Raw genomic sequence first — 22,619 nt, 5'->3', positions numbered from 1 at the left:
GCGGACGACCTGTCAAGCCCCCACGTGCTTTGCCCTGTGGTCTTGGCTTGCTCGTTCTTCCGCAGGAGTGTCGTGAACCTTCGCTCATTCCAATGCAGACATAAATTTTCATTCTCCATGGTACAAAATTACTATTGCATGGAGGTTTACCCTGAAAATTCGAATCAGGTGTCATTCGCTTTGATGCGAAAATCCTTTCTTATATTGATTCTTCAAATGGAATTGGTTCTTCCAATATCCTTTCGTGGTTGATGCGGAATCTAATTCTTCCATCTACAACTTCCCATCTGTCATTGGGCAGTAATTTTGTTAGCATTTGCTGGATAGACATCCTGCGGTAAGAGAAATTAGCTACTGGGCGGGGCTGTCCTTCCCGGATGGTAAAGGGAACAAGATCCACTTCCGCAACACCGTCTGCGTATAAACGGTATTGAGCAAGGGCCGTTTGCTTTGTTCTTGTCCAGCCCTGGTCAAAAATAAAGTTGCCTAAACTGTAAAAAATGATGGTGTCATTATACACTTCCACCGGTGCTAAAACATGGGGGTAATGGCCGATAATGATATCAGCACCGGCATGGGACATATCGTATGCAAGCCGTCTCTGTCGTTCACTCACGTGTGAATCATATGGCTCTCCCCAATGGACATGAACGACTACCAGTTCAGCATTTTGACTAGCTTTAACGATGGATTCGATAGCTATATTAGGCGGATCTAATGGAACAACTCCCGGTCTGAAGGTGGTTGCGGCTGAATTTTTTGCCCAAATATCTGTCACCCCTAAGGTGGCTATGGTAATCCCCGATTCATCCTCATAATAAACAGCGTTATCTGTATTCTCCCTGTCCACCATCGTCCCTGCGGCATCAATATCAGGATCATTCTCAAAGAAGCTCACCGTGTCCCGGAAAGCTAGATAGCCGTAGTCATACACATTATTGTTGGCCAAGGAAACGGATTTGAAGTTTCGCCTTTTAAGAGCTTCAACCGTTTCGGGTGTTGTAGAAAAAACGATATTCTTATGTTCAAGTGGCTCACGATCTTCAAGTAGAACTGGATGCTTAAAATTTCCCGTAACAAAATCGGAAGCTTCAAAATAGGGATCCGTGTATCGAAACAAGTGATCAAAACCTTTATGGTTGATGACCCTCTCAATATAGCGGCCGAACATCATATCTCCAACAAAACTTGCCGTCAGTATAGCATCTTCGTCCTTTTCCACAATTGGAACAGTGGTTGTTAGGTTAGACCATAGAGGGGAACTGAATAATAATGCTCCCAGAATGATTGCTAATACAGAGGTGTGTATCGTTAGTTGATTCTTATGTTTTTTTGACCATCGAAGCAGGTTTTCTTGGTATGTAAACTTGCGAGTCATGCCGAACAACCCCCTTTCTTTGGTACATTGTTTTATCTGACTCCGTTACAGGCGGACGCTTTCCACTCCTTCGAAATATAGAAAAAATATAGCGACTTTAAAACAGCAGATAGTATAATGTCATGATGGCGAAGGTGATTCCGCTCAGTACCATGGTGCTTGTAATCGTAATGAGAACACCTTGTTTTTGAAAGGAGTTGGCAATGAGACCTGGGACGATTACCCCGATCCCCCGCAGCTCGTATATTTCAAATGGCATAATCGGATAGAAGTAATCAAACCCAAGCTTCATTACTACTCCTGTTAAAAGGATCGCGGCAAACTTTCTCCTTCCGTATAGGATTGTAAACTTCGAAATCACATTTACAACTAATAAGTAAATGAGGCAGCTAATAAAAAAGATAGACATGATGAAGAATGGTTGGTCAAAAATGAGCGCCAAATATCCAGGGACAATGATTCCCCCAGGAAGAACACCTGCTTTTTCCGCATATAACAGACTTATAACTACCCCTACCACTAATGTTATGTATAAATCGGATCCGAACATAGTGTAATCCCCCTATGCTAGTACGTGTATTATGCATGCTGCTAGGATCGTTTTATTGAAAAAAGGTTACTTTTTTAACGTGTGGATTTAACAACATTTTTACTCATTTAAGTTTGTTATTTAAATAATCGTTTGTTTAATTTGTTTTCAAACGAACGTTTAAATTTCCCATGTAGAAATTCAAACGTTCGTTTAACTTACCTGTTCGGTTTTTTCCTCAAATAGCTCAATGACTTCTTCTGCTACACCATGAATGTTACCGATACCAAACATAACATCTCCATTCACCTGAGCCCTCAATATCTTCGCTACTTCCTGAGCTTTTTTTCCCTCTAGATTGATAAGCTCGTCCGCTTCTATGAAACCACCTTCATAGGCAGTTATAATGGGACTGACTACTGAGCCTAGAAGCACTAGTTTACCAATTTTCATTTTGGGGAGAACATCTCTTGCAAACTGTTCTGTACGATCCACCCTATCAGGGCGGCAGTTCATGATGACAATTGGCTGTTCCCCTGGATATCCAAGCTGCTGTACCCGGTCCCAAATGGCCAAGGTAGAATGGGCATCGTTAGCGGCAAAGGCATTGACGAATTCGGATACTTTCCCATTATGCTCAATTGGGGTAATGCGTAGCGCCCCTGGGTCGGGATGGGCATTGATCATTCCCGCCCTCGCCGTTTCCTCATCAATTTCTAATGCTTCCGCTACAGCCAATGCCAGTGCAGCGTTTTCGGGAAAAATAATATAGGAAAACTTTCGAAGGTATTCCTCCGTAATCTTCGAGTTATCGGCAACAATCAGCTTCGTATTTCTTTCTGCAGCCTTTTCACGATAATATTCCACGTAAGGTGACTCGTTTACAATAAGATGGCCGTTGTAAGGAATAGTAGAAACAAAGGCCCGTGCCACATCATCCAAGGTTGGACCAAGGACATCCATATGATCCTCCAGTACATTCACAATCACACCAATATTGGCTTGTACAAGTACATCCTGAAAGATAATTTGATAATCTGGATTTACAGCCATACATTCGCTCACTAAAGCATCTACATTAAGCTGAGCTGTTTCACGAACGACCCGCTTTTGCTCCTTTATATTAGGCCCTTCAGGATCTCGGATGATCGGTTCCTCCTTCGGTGTGTTCCAATAAATCATTCTTGCTTGCGTCCCTGTTGTTTTTCCCACTGTTTTCAGTCCCGCTTCTTTTAAAATACCAGTTATTAAACGAGTTACTGTGGATTTCCCCCGAACACCATTTACATTTATACGGATGGGAATTTTTTTCACGTTTTTTTGGTGCTGTTTGTATTCGAAAATACCTATTAGTAACAGTAAGATGGACATAATCGGGATTAAGGCCACTGTTCATATTCCCCTTTCCATAAAACAAAAGCTATCGAAGGTAGTATTTCTATGCTACCCAAAATATTGGTGATTATGAGAAAAGGTACTATTGGATTCGTATATAAAGAAAAGCCACAGTGGTTGGAAATCACTGTGACTGTTGTATAAATGTTGCAAGGGACTCTACTGTTCTTAGATATAGTTCCATATCGTTTCTCGGGTCCCTTAAGCTGCTGTGCAACTCCACCTGCATGGCAGAAACACCATGCTGGGAGTGGGTGTAATTGGCTACTGTCAGGTTCCCGAAGGCAGTGAAAGTATGGTTATCATATACCCTTGTAATGTCGTGTAAATGGAAGGCATCTTTCATTCGCTGAACTTGAGTCCCCGATGCAAATCGTCCATTACCTGTTCCTATGTCCACTTGGAATGGATGGTGTGCTCCTGCTCCATGGATGTCAATGACTAACTGGATATTATGGGCAGCTATAGTTCGAGATAGCTCCCTTTTAAAATCCACGTCATCATAGAAGTTGCCGTCTCGACTCTCTTTCGTATTGTGGAGTACGTGTACTCCGGTATATTCATTTAATAAAAGAGACGTTGCACCCGTGTATATATCTGCAGGCTTCCTTTCTCCATTTCTCATATGACTTGTTGCATGTGATGCAGTTACTAATATGCGAGAGTTGGAGTTTCCTTGAACGAAGCGAAATTCACTGCCGGCTTTTATATCTCCTTTATAGGAATTCTGGGAGAATAGTCTTTCATATTGAAAGACCTTCGTTGCGAATGTACCATTTTCGAAATCTATTCTCATAGGAGACTTATTTTCCTTTGTTTTTTCTTCTTTTGGAGAGGTTTTTTTAGAAGCAGTTTTCTTTCCTTCTTTACTTAAATCTTTTTCCTCCGTTACTTCTGTTTCTTTCTCAACCTCTGTAGATAAGGTAATAGTGATTACTTCTTCTTTCGGAGGGGGATCTTCCATATGTACAACTTCCTCTCCCGATTCCATTTCTGTGTCTGATTCTTCCGCATCTTCGTCTTCTTCCTTAGGGATTTCCATCGTTTCGGGGAAAAAACGTTTGTTGGAAGAAGGGATCGTTCTAGGTTTGTCTTCTGTTAACCTGTTTGCCCGCGGCAGTATGTCTTGGTAGAATAGAACGATTTGCGGTACTTCCGTCACTTGTGTTTTCCCAAGGGAGGGTTGAATAAATAGGATAAATAGTATAAAGGTGCTAATAAGTAGTAGGGTTGTGTGTTTGATCATGGTGCTCCTCCGTGACTATGAAACTTTGAAAACTTCTCCGTTTGGGGGAATATGGGTTGTGCTGTAATGTTATCCTGTGGTTCCGTTTTTTTGATATTACCATGAATGGGGTGATTGGGGTATATGGGGGTGGTTGGTAATTTTTAATGTAATGAGCTATATTTTGCATATAAAAAACGTCTAACAAAATTTGGTAGACGTTTTAAAATTATTTGTAATTATTCTCCTGAAGAAAGCTTTTATCTTATTCTTTTGGCTCCTAAATAACGGGCGCTCCAGTAGCTGTTTGATAAACTGGAGATGGTGACTCCGGTGGAGGAGCCGCTGTGAATAAATTGGTTGTTGCCGATATATATTCCGTTGTGGGATGGGCCTGTTCTGTAGGTTTCGAAATAGACGATGTCCCCTACTCTTGGTTTGCTTACGGTGGTAGTTGCGTTCCATTGCTGTGCTACGGTTCGCGGGAGTAGGACTCCGTTTTTTCTGAAAATATATTGGATGAAGCCGCTGCAGTCAAAGCCTGCTCCTGTCGTTCCTCCCCAAAGGTAAGGGGTTCCTATGTAGGTTCCCGCATCGGCTATTAGATTCAGAACGTTAAAGGCGGTAACAGAGTCTGGTTCAGCACTTGCCAGGTGTACGGATGATACCTCTTCCAGCTTGTTCCAGGTGGCTTGGGTCACTAAACCGTCATCAACGAGATTCCATTGTCTTTGAAATTGAATGACTGCATTTCTTGTAATGTCTCCGAAAAATCCTGTAGGTTCTTGGTTAAAATGACCTAATACCCTTAGTCGGGATTGAAGCTCGGTCACTGAATCTCCTCGGCTTCCAGACTGTAAAATCACAGATGCTGGTTGGGAAGCTGTGGTTGTCGGTGCCGTTTGTGATGATTGTTGTGTTGCAGTGGAACTGACGTTGGTCGTCTGACTTCCTGTATTACTAGTAGACGAAGTTCCCCCGCTGCTTTGGTTATTTGTTCTGTTTGTCGAACTGTTATTAACGGTGCTTCCTGCAGCAATTTCCTTGTTTACAGCAGTCAATGTCTGCCTTCCTGCGAGCCCGTCTACCGTTAAGCCGCGAGACCGTTGAAAGCGGCGGACTGCTTCTTCCGTAATTGCCCCATAAAAGCCTGTTACCGTCGGGTGATCAAAAAAACCTGCCTGTTTTAAATATTGCTGCAACTTCTCCACTTCTGCTCCTCTTGAGCCAACTCTTAATGTTTGGTTTGTTTGCAACTGCTGTAATGGAGCTCTGTTCGTCCCAGCGCTGTTTCCCGTTTGAGCTGTCTGGGGCGTGTTTGATTGGTTTGATGTTGTATTATTTGAATTTGTACCGCTTGCTGCCTGTGTACTTTTTGTGGAAGCTGTAGCACTTCGTAAGGCTCCGAAGGTTTTCGGTCCTACAATACCGTCTGGTGTTAGTCGATTTGCTCTCTGGAAATCCTGGACTGCTTGTCTCGTAATTGGTCCGAAATATCCTGTTGCTGTGTGATGCTTAAAAAAACCTAATTCCTTTAACTGCTCTTGGAGTATAACCACATCGGAGTTTTGCATTCCGAAGGATAAGTTTCTTTGACCAAATGATGCCTCAGCCATATTAGGAGCAGCAAGAAATACGCCAGTAGCGGCTACCGTCGTTGCAATCGTTACTCCTAGCTTCGATTGAAGACTCACCATTTCTCCACCTCTTTCCCGTTTGTTCTACAATAAAATCGTTGATGTATGTGTCATGTTGATAGCTACATCCTGTCACTGTGGTGAACTTTGGTTGTATATCCAAATTTTATCAAGTTTTTTCGCAATCAAAGAGGGACCAAAGGCCTATCTTTACTACTAAAGATGTGTTTTTCCATTGAATTTTGACAAATTAATTATTAATTAGGTTTCAATAAAAGAAGAAGCCAATGAGGGTGGCGGACTCATTGGCTTCATTCTATATATAATCTAAGGGAGTAGGTGGTTGCGAGATCAAGTCCCGCAAAATTTTGTTCTTTTAAGCTGATAGATGGAATGTGGTGGCATTCTATCTTTGCTTATTACCATTCTATGCTCCGCTCCAATCACTAAAAGTGAAATTCATCGCTTCATCACATGAGACTTTACTAAAGTATGTTTCTCACTTGCATTGGATCCTTCACTATTCGTTGTCTTCGTCTTCTTCTTCATCCTCATCCATTTCATCGAAGTCTTCTTCTTCATCGTCTTCGGTGAAGTCTTCCTCATCGTCGGTAACGTCCTGATCAAAATCTTCGTCTATATCCTCTTCTGTTTCAGGATCGTAATCTAAGCCAGGATCTCCTTCATCAATAGGTTCTTCCGTTAATGGATCCTCTTCCATTAGTGGATCATCTAAAGGTTCATCCTCTTCAACTGTTGCACAAGCAGATACGATATTCATGGCAAGAATACTTGCTAAAGCTAATGTCAGCAACTTTCTTTTCATCATCCATTCCTCCTGTTGTTAAAAGCTATTCGTTAAAGTGGCAATTACTATTGTTTGTACTGTGTTAGCATTACCAATAACAACAGGATTAATGAATGGATGTTTTTATCCTAATTTCTAAACATACTTTCGTGCTTACATCAATCTAGGCCTGGATCTCCTTCTTCACCCATTGGATCCTCCTCAAATGGCTCATCTTCCACATCTGCACAAGCAGCTAGAAATCCTAAAGCGAACATTGTTGACAATACTGATAATAATAATTTTTTCTTCATTTTAAAATTCCTCCTTAACAGATTTGTTTAATAGGATAAAGGAGTGGTGAAACACACTCCCATAATCTATGTTAAAGGGATTTATCCTTATATAAGATATAAGGACTTACCCTGGTTCCCCTCAAGTTACGTAAGATTCACATTCTAACTATGAGTCCTCTTCCTCTTCATAGGACTCTTCTTCAAACTCAACATCTTCCTCCAACATCGGCTCCTCTTTAGGGTCATAGCCATCGTCTACAACACATGCCCCTAATAAACCTAAAGTTAAAAATAGGCTTAGTAATGCTAAGGATGGTTTCTTTAACATCCAATCATTCCTTCTCTTTCAGGGTAGACTCCATGCAAGTGAAATTTGCACCATAGGGTATGAAAATACAAGTTTTTATTACAGTTGGTGTGAGCGTAAGCCCGAGGAGGCTTGCGGTTCGCCCGCGGAAAGGGAGTGGGCTGCAGCGAATACCAACTCAGTATTTGTATTTCCGGGTAGATATTATTGTAAAATAACACCTTCCCATAAAAATGAATATGAGGCTTGATGCTCCTTTATTCCAAAATTAGAACGTTTCTTTTTTAAGAACAGCTTGCTAGAATCGGTATTTTATAAAGCACACAAGGGTAGGAGCTCTTTTTATTTATTATAGGGACATCTCGTTATGACACTTCTCCTTTACTTAGCATTGTTTCAATTGTTATTACTATTTCTATGACTTCTATTTCACCATAACGACTTCCTCAAACCTCTTTTTGATTTTTTTGACACATTTTCATAAGTTTTAACATTTGTTCATAAATTAGACAAGGACCCGGTCTGTGACAGACCGGGTCCTGTAATATTTTGTAATATTAATTTTTATTCTTTGTCGCCTAGGGCAAACATTATTTCTGCTTCTGCGACTGTTTTTCCGTCTACGGATGCGACGGCTTTCCCTTTTCCAATTTTTCCACGAAGTCTTGTCATTTCCACTTCTAACCGTAACTGATCGCCTGGCTTTACTTGCCCTTTGAAGCGACAGCCATCAATTCCTGCAAAAAAGGCGAGTCTTCCTCTGTTTTCTTCTTTTTTAAGCATTGCTACTGCACCAACTTGTGCTAATGCTTCAATGATAAGAACTCCCGGCATTACTGGGTAATCAGGGAAATGCCCGTTAAAGAACTCTTCATTTGCAGTTACATTTTTAATCCCAACGGCACGTTGCCCCTCTTCTACCTCTAAAATACGGTCCACTAATAAAAATGGGTAACGGTGGGGGATAATTTCCTTTATTTCTTCTATGGTTAACATATTTGTGACCTCCTCCTATATGTAGGTAATACTCCTATTCTCTCTTTAGTTTACTTTTTTTACGTCACTGAAACAAGGGGAACATGTCCACCAATAATTAAAATAAGGCTACATTCCTTCCTCTACAAGCATTGCTTCGGAGCGTATGCGTCGAGACAACTCGTAGCTATTTCAAGCAGCCTCCCTTGTCGCTGGAATCGCCGCCTTTCTCTTCTCCAAGCTTTTTAAAACAAGTTACAAGTTTACAAATCCCCCAAAATAAAAAACCGCTGAGGTTAAGGTTAATTTCACCTTGGAGCGGTTTTCTTGCGTTATCTTTATTCCACATTTTCTGTTCGTTCGAGTTCTGTGTCTGTGTAGATGAAGTCCCAAATTTGGTACCATACTTCACGATCTAAGATGTCCCTAGGTTCTCCTCCTTCACCTACGAAACCAAATCCGAACATGGCTCCTGCTGCTGTACTGCCAGCTAATAGTAGAACGAAGACAATCACTTTCACCCATACTGGAATTAACCGGATGCGCCCTTTTCGCTCCCGTTTCTTTCCTTTACCCTTTTCTTTTTCTCTCTCTTTATTCCGGCGTTGTTCACGGGTGTTGGCTTCTTCCTTCTTCATAGCTTCCTCATCCTGTTCGTTGCTCTTGCTGTTGTCGCATGTTTCTTCCTGTTGGTGATAGCGTTGCATCCTTGATGTAACAGCCTTTGCGTCTGTTGCGTCTCCTATAGGTGTTGCATCCTTATTGGAATCTGATTCTAATTCGACCCCATCTAAATTGTCTTCTGAGGTTTGTTCCTCATTCGTTTCTCTCTCTGTTTCTTTCTCCATTTCAGAACTAGGCTGATCCGCAGGAGTCGAAGCGCCTTCCTCTTTAACTGTATTGGAATTGGACTCGTTTTCTGCGGATTCGGCGTGAGTTTTTTCAAAAGAGGAAGTATTTTGTTGTTGGTCTTCTGGTGTTTGGTTATTTAGTTCTGTTTGGTTGTTGTTTTTATGGTTATTCATTATGACAAACTCCTCGTCATGTTAAGCTTTTGCCCAGTTTAACTATCTTATGTTGTTCACGAGTCCCATCATTTGATCGGTGATGGAGATGGCCCGTGCGTTGAATTGATAATTCCGCTGTGCTAGCAGCATTTCTGCCATTTCTCGTCCCATGTCTACGTTGGACATTTCAAGGGCTCCTTGGTGGAATACTCCTATTCCTGTGGCGTCTTGGAGTACGTCTTGTTCTTCTAGGCCAAGGTCTTCAAGATTTGGGAAAATAAAGGTGTTGTCGCCGTACGATGTTAAGAGCTGTGGCTTGTCCACCTGTACGAGTTGAAGCTGCCCGACAATGATACTTTCTCCCCCTAAAGCTGTGATTTCGATGATGCCATTTTCACGAATTTTTATGTCCTCGTATTGGCTTGGGATATTTATTGGTGTCCCATCGGACGATAAAATGTAATCTCCATTTTGGTTTACGAGATGGTTGGTTCCATCTGCTTCTGGGTTAGGGCTTAAGTAAAAGGCGCCATCTCTCGTGAAGCGGCGTTGGCCTTCCTCTGTTGGGGAAATTTCAAAGAAATATCCCTTCTCTGTTAGGGCCACGTCTAGTGGGCGGTCCGTTGTTTGAAGTGATCCCTGTTCAAAGCGGAGTGCTGTTTGAGCTATGCCGGCCCCTGAGCCTACTCGAATACCATTTGGTGTCTGTCTTCCAATCTCGTGATGAGCCATGATTTGATTGTTTACTTGCTGAAATAAAAGGTCGGAAAAGGAGACGTCTCGGCGTTTGTATCCGGTCGTATTTAAGTTTGCTAAGTTATGGCCAGTTGTATCCAGCTTATGCTGCAGTTGTCCCATTGTTACAGCAGAGGTAATCATGGCTTGGTTCATCTTGGTTCACTCGCTTTATTATAATTTTTGTATATAAACATATCGTTATTACCTTACAGAATATGTAGAAGGCTCTTTTCAAAATGGATTATTGTTTTTTAAAATATAATTTAGCTTGGATCCGCTACAAAGTGTATTGCTTCGTCGAATAGACATCAATTTATCTCGACGGATATACAACGAAGCTGATCTATCAGAGGAAGAGACAGGCGGACCAATCACGCCTGAAGACAGCCCAAGTCCTGTGTCTGCGATTACTCGACGCAAAAACATTTGCTAGCTTTGCTTTGGAGCTACATCCAAGAGCCATCGTAAACGATGACGTTCCGAGACAACTCGAAACGTATTCAAGTGGCATCACGCGTGATGCCTCTCTGAAATAGCTCGTCCCTCTGGTGTCTTCAGCAGTTGCTTTTCCCGCTGGAGTCGGCGCCTTCCAATTCTCCAAGCTTTCTAAAAAAGTTATTAAAGTAATACTATTGTAACATGGTTGGTTTATTGTTTGGTTGGAAATATCTTTCTGTTTGTTGCTATTGGCTGAAATGTTTACAAAACAGCTTTTTTAAAACAACCTTAGCCGATTCTTCCTATGTCGTTTACGGCACGTTCCATGCTTCGGTCATAGGCTTGAAGCACTCTCTGGTTTGCTTCAAAGGTGCGCAGGGCTGTCATCATTTCTGTCATGGTTTGGGCTGTATCTACGTTGGATTGTTCGATAAAGCCTTGCTGAAGCTGATAGGTAACGCCGTCATTATTAACAGCTGTTACTACCTGTTCTTCCCCGCCATATCGAAAGAGGCCGTTCCCTTCTTTCACAAGCTGCCCTGCATCTGGGATGACTGCTACATTTAGTTGGGCAATAAGCTGTTCGTCAGCGTCTAGAATTTCTCCGTTCCTTGTGACGCGGAAATCTTCATTTCCAACTTGAATTCGTTCACCTGCTGCATCTAGAACATAATTACCTTGTGATGTAGTGAGGAAGCCTTGTCCATCAAAGGTGAAGTTGCCGTTTCTAGTATAACGAACTTCCCCTTCGTTGTTTTCCACCGAATACATGAGGGTGACTTGTCCAGGAACGTTCCCTTGGAGTAGGGCTATGTCTGTTGTGTTAAATGTTTCCTGTAATGCCCCTTGAATGAAATTGGGAGTTGCTTCTTGAAGGTACACACCCGTTGTCAGTTCTCCGATTCGATTGGTTCCGAACTTTTGCATGTGATTTGTCCCCATAGCCTTTAAGAGCTGGTTGGGGAAGGATCTCATGGAAGCTTGGTCTGCTTTAAACCCTGGTGTATTAGCATTAGCCATATTGTTTGTTAACATTTCTTGTCTACGTTGCTGGGCAATCATTCCTGCACCTGCTGTATATAAACCTCGGAGCATACTCCCACCTCTATTCCTCTTTGCGAAAAATTCATCAGTATTTTAATAATCAACAGTACGACACTCTCTATACAACTGTAGAGGAGATTTTTTATAATAGACTAGGTCGATTTTAATTATAATATATGTAGACAATTTGCCACATAAGAAACTGCAAAACAAATGAAAGGTAATTTTTTCTATTATGTTTGTCGTTTCTTGAATCGCCTTCTAAAGGCGTATTTTGTTCCTTGATACACGTTCTAAGTTTTCCAATAAAATTCCCGTTCCGTTCGCAACGCAGTGCATAGGTTCTTCTGCAGTTAAAACTGGTACCTTTAGCTCATCAGAGAGAAGCTGTTCTATTCCATGCAAATAAGCACCGCCACCAGTTAAAATGATTCCACGATCAATAATGTCTGCAGAAAGCTCAGGTGGAGTTCGTTCTAATACGTTTCGGCAAGCTTGGACAATATGGAAGATAGCTTCGTCCAATGATTCCCTAACCTCTTCTGAATTGATTGAAATAGTTCTAGGTAAGCCACTAACCATGTCCCGGCCGCGAATATCCATTTCTTCATTTTTAGCTCCTGGAAAAACTGTTCCCACGGTTATTTTAATTTGTTCTGCTGTTCTGTCTCCGATCAACAGCTTGTACTTTTTCTTAATATAGTGGAGGATATCGCTGTCAAAGCGGTCCCCTGCAACCTTGATCGAAGAGGCGGTGACGATGTCTCCCATGGAAAGAACGGCAACATCGGTAGTTCCACCGCCTATATCTACGACCATGTTTCCACTTGGCTGATAAATATCCATTCCTGCACCAACTGCAGCCACTTTTGGTTCTTCTTCCAAGTACACATTTTTTCCACCACTTTTTTCAGCAGCTTCTCGAATAGCTTTCTGTTCTACAGAAGTGATGTTTGTAGGACAGCAAATCAAAATACGTGGCTTTGTCAGCCAGCTTTTAACCTTGACCTTGTTTAAAAAATGTTTTAACATGGCTTCGGTAGTGTCGAAATCTGCGATGACCCCGTCTTTTAATGGACGGATGGCAACAATATTTCCAGGAGTTCGGCCGACCATACGAAAGGCTTCGTCTCCCACTGCGAGGACACGATTTGATGTTGTATCGATCGCAACAACCGATGGCTCATCTAAAACGATCCCTTTTCCTTTTACATGAATCAACACGTTGGCTGTACCTAAATCAATTCCAATATCCCTTCCAAACATTCCGTTTCCTCCCTGAGTATGGTGTGACTATTGATCTAATTTTTTTACTCAATTTACCGATTCTACAATAGTTTTATACTATTGTATTATTTTATCATATTTTGACGGTAAATAGTGGGAGGAATTTAGAATGATCATACTTTTGTTTCTGCAACTGGTTCTTTCTTCGCATCGGATTTTCGGTATTTGACCTTTGTAGCTTCGCCGCCACGCAAATGTCGAATAGACTTGTGATAATCGAGGATCTCCTTTACTTCATTTGCCAGCTCTGCGTTAATTTCTGGAAGCCTTTCAGTCAAGTCCTTATGAACGGTACTTTTGGATACACCAAATTCCTTAGCAATGGTTCTTACTGTTTTCCTCGTCTCTACGATGTACCTTCCAATCTTGATTGTTCTCTCTTTGATGTAATCGTGCACACCTCTCGCCTCCCTAGAGTGTTTCTGGAGTTCAAAAAGACGAAGAAAAGACAGCACCCCTAGCGTGACGTTCTCTTAGATGTAATTACTGCGTTCACCGTTGCATGCAGGTTGCCTGTCACGCTCTTCATACTTCTTGAACGACCTATCATTGTGGTAAGGTTTGTTAAATTTTATTAGCCAACCCGGGGAGATATGCATAAAATCAAGGAACAGTGTAAATCAAATATAATATTTATGATAAATGAAGTGCTAAAACCCTTACACAACACAAAAAAGCAAAGATTTATAAGGGAACAAAAAAAGGTTGCCACCAATTAAATTTTTGGTAACAACCTCATTTCAAGGACCCGGTCCCTGAAAATTTTGTGAACTTTTTATTGCTGAATCGTCTGCTTGTTTGTGTGCAAGGCGATTTTGCTTTTTAAATTGACTTGAGTGCTTTGTTTTCCTTTGGCGGGTGTGCTAGCTAAAACGAATTGATTTTTTTCGTTTACATCTACAAATCTCTCAGTCGTTGAGTTTCATTTTACTGCTTAAATTTGTTAATTCTAAACTTAGAAGATCAATAGGATACAATGTTTCCTAGTTAAGTAGGAAACATTGTTTTCCTTTACTGACTCAGTTCTTTAGCGTTCCAAACTTGAATGATAGATAGCCCTTTTTATTCGGGTCTATTATTCGTGTTCGGAAGGTAAAACATCTTCTCGTGCTTGTTCTTCAGCGATGTCATCCTCAGAGAATTGAGGTAAAGCTGACATTGGTTGATCCATGAAATCCATTGGATTTACAGGAACACCTTGCTTACGAATTTCAAAGTGTACGTGTACACCGGCATTGCTGTTATAAAGATTTCTTCCAGCTCTACCAATGACGTCACCTTGTTTCACGGTTTGTCCAACTTCTACTAATACTCCTTCAAGACTTTGGTAGATTGTCACAATATCTTCGTCGTGTTCAATGTGAACCACTTGTCCAAAGAGGGCATCTTCTTCCGCTCTTACTACGGTACCACTCATAGCAGCCGTAACGTCAAAGCTTTCACCTTCTTCAGAAGAAAGGTCAATACCTCTGTTTTGATAGAAGTAGTTGTTGTATTGGACTAAAGAGTTTTGTCTTTCTTCCGCAGAAGATTCATAGTCATAAAAAGTACCAACAACTGCAACTTCATTTTCGTCTAGCACTGGCAATTGGAATACTTCATTTGTAGCTGTTACAGGAATTGCTTCTTCATCGTCTCCTGCCAATGGTTCTTCAAGACCATCTGGGTTCTCTATATCAAACTCAGAGTCTCGGTCTGCAAGATCCTCTCCAGATCCTGAAAGCCACATAAATGTTGTCAAAACTAGTGCTGCTAATGCTAGATAGATTGCAGGCACAGCCCAACGCTTTTTCATTAGACCTTTCAATTTCGCCTGCATTGTTTCTTGTTTCTCCTCATGATTACTCATTTGATCACCACCTCAGCAACCATTTTGATCAAATTGATTAAACTTTATACATTTTTTAGAAAATTATTTTTTTTAAAATCAATTTTCCTATGAATAACCTAGTAAGAGGCCCTATTACCCCTTATGAAATCAAGCGTTGTTCATTGCTTAAATGAGCAAACGAAGTGGCGCAGGAGCACTCTCTACCTGCGACGAGCAAACGAAGTGGCGCAGGAGCACTCTCTACCTGAAGGAAAAATCAACATCAAAGTTAAACAGGGTTATCCAATCAAAAAGGATGCCCCTAAAAGTATTGTCCTTTAGGTCATCCTTTTTACTAGAATGTTAGTATTTTTTTCACTCGACTCCGTTACAGGCATCGTTTTGTAGCGTATCCATCGAGACAACTTGCTGGAAATTCTAGATACCATGCTCGTCACTAGAGTCGCCGCCTTTCATTACTTCGAACTATCTCTTAACAAAAATCAATTCGATAGAATTTAGCTTGCTTTTATTTTGCGTGTTTTTTCTTTTGTTTCCTTATCTGTTTTTTCTACGCTAAATTCTTTTATCTCTTTATTTAATGCTTTTACCAAGCCATAGCACATGACTAGAACTATAAAGGTTAATGGTAAGGCACTTACAATTATGGCTGTTTGCAGGGCGCTTAATCCACCGGAAGCCATTAATACTGCTGTACAAGCAACTAAAATAACTCCCCAAGTGATTTTGACTCGGTTCGGTGGGTTGAGCTTTCCTCCTGTTGTCATCATTCCTAGAACGAAGGTTGCAGAGTCCGCTGAAGTAACAAAGAAGGTCGTAATTAATGCCACTGTTAAAATGGACAGGATGACACCGAACGGTAACTGTTGAAAAACATAGAACAATGCTGTCTCTAGGCTTTGGCTGGAAACACTTAAGCCTCCGATTAATTCTAAATAAATCCCTGTTCCTCCAAAAATGGTGAACCAGAGTGCGCATACAAGGGTTGGAACTAATAGAACCGCTACCGTAAACTCACGGATGGTACGCCCCTTTGAAACCCTTGCAATGAACATTCCCACAAACGGCGTCCAAGAAATCCACCACGCCCAATAGAAAACGGTCCACCCTCGAGTCCAAGCCGCTTCTGCCTCATCAAACGGAGACAAACGTAAACCCATGGTCACTAGGTTTTGTACGTAGCTTCCCAATGTGGTCGTAAACGTATTTAATAAAAACACCGTTGGTCCTAAAATTAACATCGTAATAAATAATATGGCCGCAAGGGTCATATTTGTATTACTAAGGTATTTAATACCTTTTGAGATTCCTGTATTTGCTGAGATGATGAAAAGTACGGTAATAATTCCCATGATAATCATTTGTACCGTGAAGTTATTCGGAATACCAATCAGGTATTCTAGCCCAGCATTTATTTGCTGTGTTCCCAGTCCCAGCGAAGCAGTTACACCGAATAGTGTAGCGAAAACTGCAACGATGTCCACTGTTTGACCAATAGGACCTTTCACCTTTTCACCAAGTACAGGATAGAGCGTTGCACTCATTAGTCCTGGTGCATCTTTTCTAAATTTTTGATAAGCGAGTGCTAATGCTACGATGGCATAGATTGCCCAAGCATGGAGCCCCCAGTGAAGCCAAGTATATCTCAGTCCAGCTATTGCAGATTGTTCTGTGCTTCCTTCCCCTTGCGGAGGAGCAGAAAAATGTGCGATAGGTTCAGAAACACCATAAAACAATAAACCAATCCCCATACCTGCGGAAAATAACATGGCAAACCATGTTGGTCGATTGTATTCCGGTTTTGAATCTGCTTTTCCTAATTTTATTTTTCCGTATTTGCTAAAAACCATAAACAAGGCAAAAAACAGGAAAAACGTTGCCACCAGTTGATAAAACCATCCAAATGAATTCAATATAAACCCTTGTGCTTGTTCCATCGCCCATCCTAATCTATTAGGCATGAGTATACCGATCAGGACAAATACCGCTGCAATTCCGACAGATATTTTAAAAACCCTCGAGCCATTCTCACCTTTATCCAAAACAAAATTCACTTCCTTTTAATTTGGCTCTTTTCGCATAGATTGTTGTTTTGAAAGCATATTTTTTAGCTTGGATGCAACAACAGTCGGACGCTTTCCGCGGGCAACACTGGAGTCGCCGCCTTCCGCTTCTCCAAGCTTTTTAAAAGCAACAAAGTTTGCTAAAACAGCCTTTATTTTTATGTAGTCGAAAATTAACCTTTTTTAATTAAACCATAACGTTTAAGAATTGGAAAAAGGGCATTGCGGGGATTCTACAGGGTTTTCCCTTATATTATTTAGAAATGAGAAATGGTCTTTAACATCGTTATAATTGCTAACAAATAAGTCAAAATTCGTCCTTTTTCGCGAAGTGGGGTGGAAATGGGGGAATACTTGATTTTTCACTCTAAAGAAGTAAAGACTGAAAGGGATACCTAATTTCCATCCCCTCCAGCCTTGGTTTAAATTAATATTAATTGGTGACAATCACTCCATTTTTTTACGGAGTGGTCACTTCCCCTTCCGTCTGCTCTGCAGCCATTAAGGAGCCGAGAAAGCTATCTGCATGCTGAATTTCTACCCCTTGGTAGTAATGTTTAATAATTTGGTCATAGGTAAAGCCTTCCTGGGCCATTCCATGGGCACCAAACTGACTCATACCGACACCATGACCCCAACCACGGGTTTCAACCTCAATGACGTCACCTACACGCTCTATTGTAAAGTCTGTGGAATCCAATTCCAAGAGTTCGCGAATTTCACGGCCCGTGAACTCCTGACCTCCAATTTCTATTTTAGCTACTCTACCTCCAGTTGTTCTACTTAACACATTTCCAACGGACCCATCACCTAAAGATACACCTAATGTATGCTCAAACCTTTCCACAGAGAAACTCGCTTCTCCTTCGTATCGAGGGGATTCTCTATCCCAAGGACTTTCAACACTCCTTAAATAAGAGATTTCACTTGTCCAGTATTCCTCTGAATTCTCCGTGAAGCCATTACTAGTGGAGAAAAACGAAGCTGTAATAGGCTCCCCATTGTAAGTGATTATTTGACCCTGTGTTTCATAAACCGCCTGTTTTATCCTTGCCATCTTCCAGTCAAAATCCGTTCCCCAACGTTCCCTCATTTCCTCTTCATTGGAGTAAACCTGATGTTGCACCGTGTCTAATACATCAGCACCATCTGGCAAATCAAGGTTACTATCCATTAAGAGTAAATTTATAATGTATGTTCTAGCCGTCAAAGCCTGGGCTTTAAGGGCTTCCATCTCATAAGCTGCATCCATTTCTCTTGCTACCACACCAGCAATATATTCCTCTAAAGGAACTTCTTCAATCGTTTCCGATTCCGTACGGAAGACAGAAATAACTTTTTCCTCCATAGGCTCCCCATCTGTTACCACTAAATCGGGTACATCTTCCTCTGAAGAAAATGTATTTACTGGTACAGGGTCATCGTTTGAAAATCCCACAACAAGTAAGGACGGGATAACTAAAATTACTGCTATGAATATGAACATTACGGCTGTGATCTGCTTCATTTTTATTTTCACCTCTCCAATGATAACATCTCCGGTTCTTTCCTTTTCCTGCCTACACCACATATCTATGAAACCTCATTACTAGTTAGAACAAATTTAACAGAGAATATACTAGATTTTTTTCTAGCACTAGTAGGTTTTAATAGAAAACCGGTGAAACCTAGTTATCATTAACCCCTTTATGAAAAAAAAAAATGAGTCGTGTCTCTACTACTTAAGTCCGTCTAGCAATTGTATGCCGGTGTTTTCTCTTTGATGGAAAGCGATGAATTAAGGGAAGTAGTTTTTAGGGGGTGAGGTGTTTTGAAAAGAGTAATTTGATCCCCGGTAAGCTGAACCAGGTTCATTTTACCCGGGTTAAAACCATGAGTATAATAGAGCATTCATTAGAAACTCTGCTTTAAATTTTTTACCATACATAAGTTGGATACATTTCAATCCAATGGTAATTAATTTTGTAGTTATTTATCTAAAGGGTTTGTATAAACACATTAATTTATTCATTTAATAATTCATTTTGAAGCTTTTGGAAACCATTATTACCTTTTTCCTCTTTCGGGCTTTAATATAGTGTTTTTCCCTGAAATAAAAAGTCCATTGAACTGTATTATTACAGCTGAATGGACTTTGTTACAATTTCAATACAACGCTTTTTTATTTCATATTTGGATAACATATAACATAGTATTGGAATTAAGTTAGTATGCCAAGCAAATACACCTTTTTAAATTGGAAAAAAAACTTTGTACATAAATAAAGCAGCTCCAACAAATATTGGAGCTGACATCCTTAAGCAAAGTTTGGATTCATTTTTAGTGGAGCTGGTGCTTCTTTGTTTTCCAGTTCCTCTTCGTCTACTTCATATACACGTTCGATTTCGGCACCTAGATTTTTTAATTTACCTGCGAGATCTACATAGCCGCGATCGATGTGTTTTAGTTCAGTAACTCGGGTGTAGCCGTCAGCTACGAGTCCCGCTAAAATAAGTGCTGCTCCTGCACGTAAGTCTGTTGCTGCCACTTCAGCGCCTTGCAGTTCACTTGGCCCTGTAACGATAGCAGAACGGCCTTCAATTTTGATGTTTCCGTTCATACGACGGAACTCTTCTACATGCATAAATCGGTTTTCAAATACAGTTTCTGTAATGACTCCAGTTCCCTCAGAGCAAAGAAGCAATGACATCATTTGCGCTTGCATATCTGTAGGGAAACCAGGGTGTGGCATTGTTTTAATGTCCACAGATTTAAGTTTTTCTGGGCCAATTACACGCAGTCCGTTACTTTCCTCAATAATAATGACACCCATTTCTGTCATTTTTGCAATAAGTGGGCGTAAATGCTCTGGCAGTACATTTTCCACCAAAACGTTTCCGCCAGAAATAGCAGCGGCAACCATAAATGTGCCAGCTTCAATTCTGTCTGGAATTATTGTGTGGTCTGCACCATGCAGTTCTTCCACACCTTCGATTCTGATTGTTCCTGTTCCTGCCCCGCGCACTTTTGCTCCCATGGAGTTTAAGTACGTTGCAAGACATACAATTTCAGGCTCTTCCGCAGCGTTTTCGATAATTGTAGAGCCCTTTGCCATAGTCGCAGCCATCATAATGTTTTCTGTGGCGCCTACACTTGGGAAATCTAGATAGATTTTTGTTCCAACTAGCTGACCATCGACTTTTGCTTCAATGAAACCATTTCCGATTTCAACTTCAGCACCCATGGCTTCAAAACCTTTAAGATGCTGATCTATCGGACGTGAGCCAATGGCGCATCCACCAGGTAAAGCAATCCTTGCGTGTCCCACACGGGCCAATAATGGTCCCATCACAAGGAACGACGCTCGCATTTTACGAACATACTCAAAAGGTGCTTCTGTATTTAACATTCCTTCAGCATTTACTGAGATGTGTCCATCCTCATATGATACATCTGCATTTAAATTGCGTAATACTTCATTTATTGTGTATACATCAGCAAGTGCTGGTACATCATAAATGTTACTCGTGCCTTTGCTGGCCAAAATGGATGCAGCGATGACCGGCAAAACGGCGTTTTTTGCTCCTTCGACTCGGACAGTGCCGTTCAAGCGCCTGCCACCGCGGACGATGATTTTTTCCAAAGTATTCCCCTCCGCGTCCAGATTCTATATTATTAATATTCAGTAGTTATTAGTGGTGTTCCAATTGTTACGGTTGTTTCTTCGCCCAATCCGTCTTGGATTGCTCGTAATGCCACTTGTAGATTCATTTTTTGCCCGTTCGAGTCAATCTCCTGTCCCCACAAGTCTGTATGGGCTGATAAGGAGACGAACGTTTCTTCAGTTATGCCTTCAACTATATCTGCAGAAAATACGTCCATAATCATATTGCCCCATTGATCCACATTTGCTGCGTCGTTACCCTTTACTGATCCTTCCACTCGCAAAAATACGTCATCGCTGTTCAAATGTGCCAACGTTGATGTGGAATCAAACAGTTCAGAAAACGAATCATGCCATTTTTCAATCGGTAAAAACGAAACTTCATAAATGGTGTAGGCACTGTATTGCTTCCCATTATTTGATGGTGTAATAAATACCGTCATTTTCTCTGTATAAGACGATGTGGGATCATTATAAGTTCCTATCCATTTTTCTCTTCCTTTTGTTTCTTGAAACGTCCATTCAACTCGATCATTCGTCTGCTTCCAATAGTTTAGATAATCCATTACTTTATCGTATGAGGGAATTCCATCTTGGTGATTACGACCGTAAATATGGTAGTTATTCAAACGAATATCCAGCCCAGTCAATTCCTCTTCAATAATTTGTAAGGTTTCTTTCGGTAATTGAGTGTCATTGTTTTCTGAACGAGTTTTACTCTCTTCAAATAGAAGTGTGAAGCTTAATAACAGTGCTAATGTAACGGTGATTAATTGCCACTTTTTCCCCATGTATATCCTCTCCTGATAAACCGTTCTTTTGAACGAGATCTCTTATTAGCATTGTTGCCTTATAAGAGAAAGACATACATGGAAGTATCCACTAAAACACGACATTACACGCCATTTTCTGCATGTGCTTCACTTTTTTCACAATAGGACACGGTATTGAAAAAATGCGATTTATTTAATACTAATTACATACCAATCCTATGTAAGTAATACCATCAGCACCTTGAAAAAACATGGAGGCGCTAGATCTAAACAGTCTACACCTATCAACTGTTACTTTTATGCATTACTTTCAATTTTTTCTACTCTTTAAGTTAGACGTTCATTTACTGGAAATGTCTCAACAATTATTAAAATAAATGCCTTAACATCATGGACCAGTTTAAATAATTTAACAAAAAGCTGCTCACTAAATGTGTCAATGCAACTGCTATGATGATAACCAGTACCTTTGCCTTTGGATCGTCTGGATCTTTTACAAACAACTCCATTTTAAAGGTTTGTATAGACCACCAAACGATTGTTAAAACCATTAGGTTTACGAAGATACTTAGTAAAGCTTGCTGCCCCAAAGACTGGAACATGATTATTACCTCCAAACACATCTACTTAAGCATAGTTCTTGCGGTCTTTAACTTGTCCCAGTATCCACCATTCTCCTTAATAGACGATACAAGGTCACAATGATAATAATATCGAATTTCCTTACAAATTGCTATTCCTTTTTTTGTGAAAACTCTTTTATTTTCATACTTTGGGTACCGAAATAAATGGGTGCTCTTTTAATTATAAAAGAATACTTTTTGGATTTTTGTAGATAATAATAAACTTATTACTATATTTACGTGCTAAACCCCCACTTCATGCGATAAATATTACAGACATGTTACAAATAGTACTTTAGTTACAAGTTCGTAATTTCCTAATATTGGATAATTTTTGGTTTAAATTGTTAGGATAATTACATGAATTACCAAGTATAAATTAGTGAAATTCTTCCAAAACATCGTGACAATTGTAAGTTTTTGGTACAAAAAGTCGAATTAGAGAAGAAGTAAACATAGTGGATTATTTCTTATATAAATAGAAATATACTTAAATAATTCACCAAAGCTAATTTGTCCTAAACCTGCTTTTTAAAGGCTGTTTTGGTACCTTTGTTTTTTTGAGAAGCTTGGAGGAGTGTAGGAGGCTGTAGCGTATCCAAGCCAACTAATATTTTTCTATAAAGACAACTTTAAAATATAG

20 protein-coding genes are annotated in these 22,619 nt (G+C 40.5%); all 20 read right to left on the bottom strand.

The features are described from left to right. Positions 1 to 199 precede the first annotated feature (199 nt). A complete protein-coding gene (locus tag J2S74_RS22885; protein WP_307330629.1) occupies positions 200 to 1,378 on the bottom strand; it encodes a CapA family protein in 1,179 nt (392 codons plus the stop codon). 97 nt (positions 1,379 to 1,475) lie between these two features. Further along, on the bottom strand, positions 1,476 to 1,928 hold the full coding sequence (gene pgsC / locus J2S74_RS22880) for a poly-gamma-glutamate biosynthesis protein PgsC (RefSeq protein WP_307330627.1): 453 nt from the start codon (positions 1,926 to 1,928) through the stop codon (positions 1,476 to 1,478). A gap of 192 nt (positions 1,929 to 2,120) precedes the next feature. Beyond that, positions 2,121 to 3,296 (bottom strand): poly-gamma-glutamate synthase PgsB, encoded by a 1,176-nt coding sequence (gene pgsB, locus J2S74_RS22875; RefSeq protein WP_370876054.1) that lies wholly within the window; start codon positions 3,294 to 3,296, stop codon positions 2,121 to 2,123. 130 nt (positions 3,297 to 3,426) lie between these two features. Continuing rightward, complete coding sequence (locus J2S74_RS22870; protein WP_307330623.1) at positions 3,427 to 4,548, bottom strand: N-formylglutamate amidohydrolase; 1,122 nt, start codon at positions 4,546 to 4,548, stop codon at positions 3,427 to 3,429. A 239-nt stretch (positions 4,549 to 4,787) separates the two neighbouring features. Continuing rightward, on the bottom strand, positions 4,788 to 6,221 hold the full coding sequence (locus J2S74_RS22865) for a C40 family peptidase (RefSeq protein WP_370876053.1): 1,434 nt from the start codon (positions 6,219 to 6,221) through the stop codon (positions 4,788 to 4,790). Between the two features lie 463 nt (positions 6,222 to 6,684). Then, positions 6,685 to 6,990, bottom strand: coding sequence for a hypothetical protein (locus J2S74_RS22860; RefSeq protein WP_307330617.1), 306 nt, complete (start codon positions 6,988 to 6,990; stop codon positions 6,685 to 6,687). Between the two features lie 140 nt (positions 6,991 to 7,130). Further along, entirely contained in the window at positions 7,131 to 7,265 is a 135-nt protein-coding gene (locus J2S74_RS22855) for a hypothetical protein (RefSeq protein ID WP_307330614.1), read from the bottom strand. A gap of 148 nt (positions 7,266 to 7,413) precedes the next feature. Beyond that, positions 7,414 to 7,575 (bottom strand): hypothetical protein, encoded by a 162-nt coding sequence (locus J2S74_RS22850; protein WP_307330611.1) that lies wholly within the window; start codon positions 7,573 to 7,575, stop codon positions 7,414 to 7,416. 543 nt (positions 7,576 to 8,118) lie between these two features. Beyond that, positions 8,119 to 8,550: a 3-hydroxyacyl-ACP dehydratase FabZ gene (fabZ, locus tag J2S74_RS22845; protein ID WP_307330608.1), complete on the bottom strand. Its 432-nt coding sequence runs from the start codon at positions 8,548 to 8,550 to the stop codon at positions 8,119 to 8,121. A gap of 317 nt (positions 8,551 to 8,867) precedes the next feature. Beyond that, positions 8,868 to 9,554, bottom strand: coding sequence for a DNA-directed RNA polymerase subunit beta (locus J2S74_RS22840; RefSeq protein ID WP_307330605.1), 687 nt, complete (start codon positions 9,552 to 9,554; stop codon positions 8,868 to 8,870). Between the two features lie 42 nt (positions 9,555 to 9,596). Then, a complete protein-coding gene (locus J2S74_RS22835; protein ID WP_307330604.1) occupies positions 9,597 to 10,427 on the bottom strand; it encodes a flagellar hook-basal body protein in 831 nt (276 codons plus the stop codon). Between the two features lie 573 nt (positions 10,428 to 11,000). Further along, positions 11,001 to 11,807 carry a flagellar hook-basal body protein gene (locus tag J2S74_RS22830; RefSeq protein ID WP_307330601.1) on the bottom strand — a complete coding sequence of 269 codons (807 nt, stop codon included), beginning with the start codon at positions 11,805 to 11,807 and terminating at the stop codon, positions 11,001 to 11,003. 210 nt (positions 11,808 to 12,017) lie between these two features. Then, positions 12,018 to 13,022: a rod shape-determining protein gene (locus tag J2S74_RS22825; RefSeq protein WP_307330598.1), complete on the bottom strand. Its 1,005-nt coding sequence runs from the start codon at positions 13,020 to 13,022 to the stop codon at positions 12,018 to 12,020. A gap of 134 nt (positions 13,023 to 13,156) precedes the next feature. Continuing rightward, the gene (gene spoIIID / locus J2S74_RS22820; RefSeq protein ID WP_307330596.1) at positions 13,157 to 13,441 is read right to left on the bottom strand and encodes a sporulation transcriptional regulator SpoIIID; all 285 of its coding nucleotides are present in this window, start codon (positions 13,439 to 13,441) and stop codon (positions 13,157 to 13,159) included. A gap of 677 nt (positions 13,442 to 14,118) precedes the next feature. Further along, entirely contained in the window at positions 14,119 to 14,892 is a 774-nt protein-coding gene (gene spoIIQ / locus J2S74_RS22815) for a stage II sporulation protein SpoIIQ (protein ID WP_307330593.1), read from the bottom strand. Between the two features lie 479 nt (positions 14,893 to 15,371). After that, complete coding sequence (locus J2S74_RS22810; RefSeq protein WP_307330590.1) at positions 15,372 to 16,916, bottom strand: glycine betaine uptake BCCT transporter; 1,545 nt, start codon at positions 16,914 to 16,916, stop codon at positions 15,372 to 15,374. Between the two features lie 481 nt (positions 16,917 to 17,397). Beyond that, positions 17,398 to 18,444, bottom strand: a complete 1,047-nt coding sequence (spoIID, locus tag J2S74_RS22805) for a stage II sporulation protein D (RefSeq protein ID WP_307330587.1) — start codon at positions 18,442 to 18,444, stop codon at positions 17,398 to 17,400. A 789-nt stretch (positions 18,445 to 19,233) separates the two neighbouring features. Further along, complete coding sequence (murA, locus tag J2S74_RS22800) at positions 19,234 to 20,559, bottom strand: UDP-N-acetylglucosamine 1-carboxyvinyltransferase (RefSeq protein WP_307330584.1); 1,326 nt, start codon at positions 20,557 to 20,559, stop codon at positions 19,234 to 19,236. Between the two features lie 32 nt (positions 20,560 to 20,591). Continuing rightward, a complete protein-coding gene (locus tag J2S74_RS22795; RefSeq protein WP_307330581.1) occupies positions 20,592 to 21,371 on the bottom strand; it encodes a YwmB family TATA-box binding protein in 780 nt (259 codons plus the stop codon). A gap of 350 nt (positions 21,372 to 21,721) precedes the next feature. After that, positions 21,722 to 21,955 carry a DUF1146 family protein gene (locus J2S74_RS22790; protein WP_307330572.1) on the bottom strand — a complete coding sequence of 78 codons (234 nt, stop codon included), beginning with the start codon at positions 21,953 to 21,955 and terminating at the stop codon, positions 21,722 to 21,724. Positions 21,956 to 22,619 lie beyond the last annotated feature (664 nt).

Origin of the sequence: Evansella vedderi (assembly GCF_030813435.1) — a bacterium.
GTDB classification, from domain to species: domain Bacteria; phylum Bacillota; class Bacilli; order Bacillales; family Salisediminibacteriaceae; genus Evansella; species Evansella vedderi.
The sequence above is the reverse complement of the archived record's forward strand: the minus strand, read 5'-3'. Positions and strand labels throughout refer to the sequence as shown.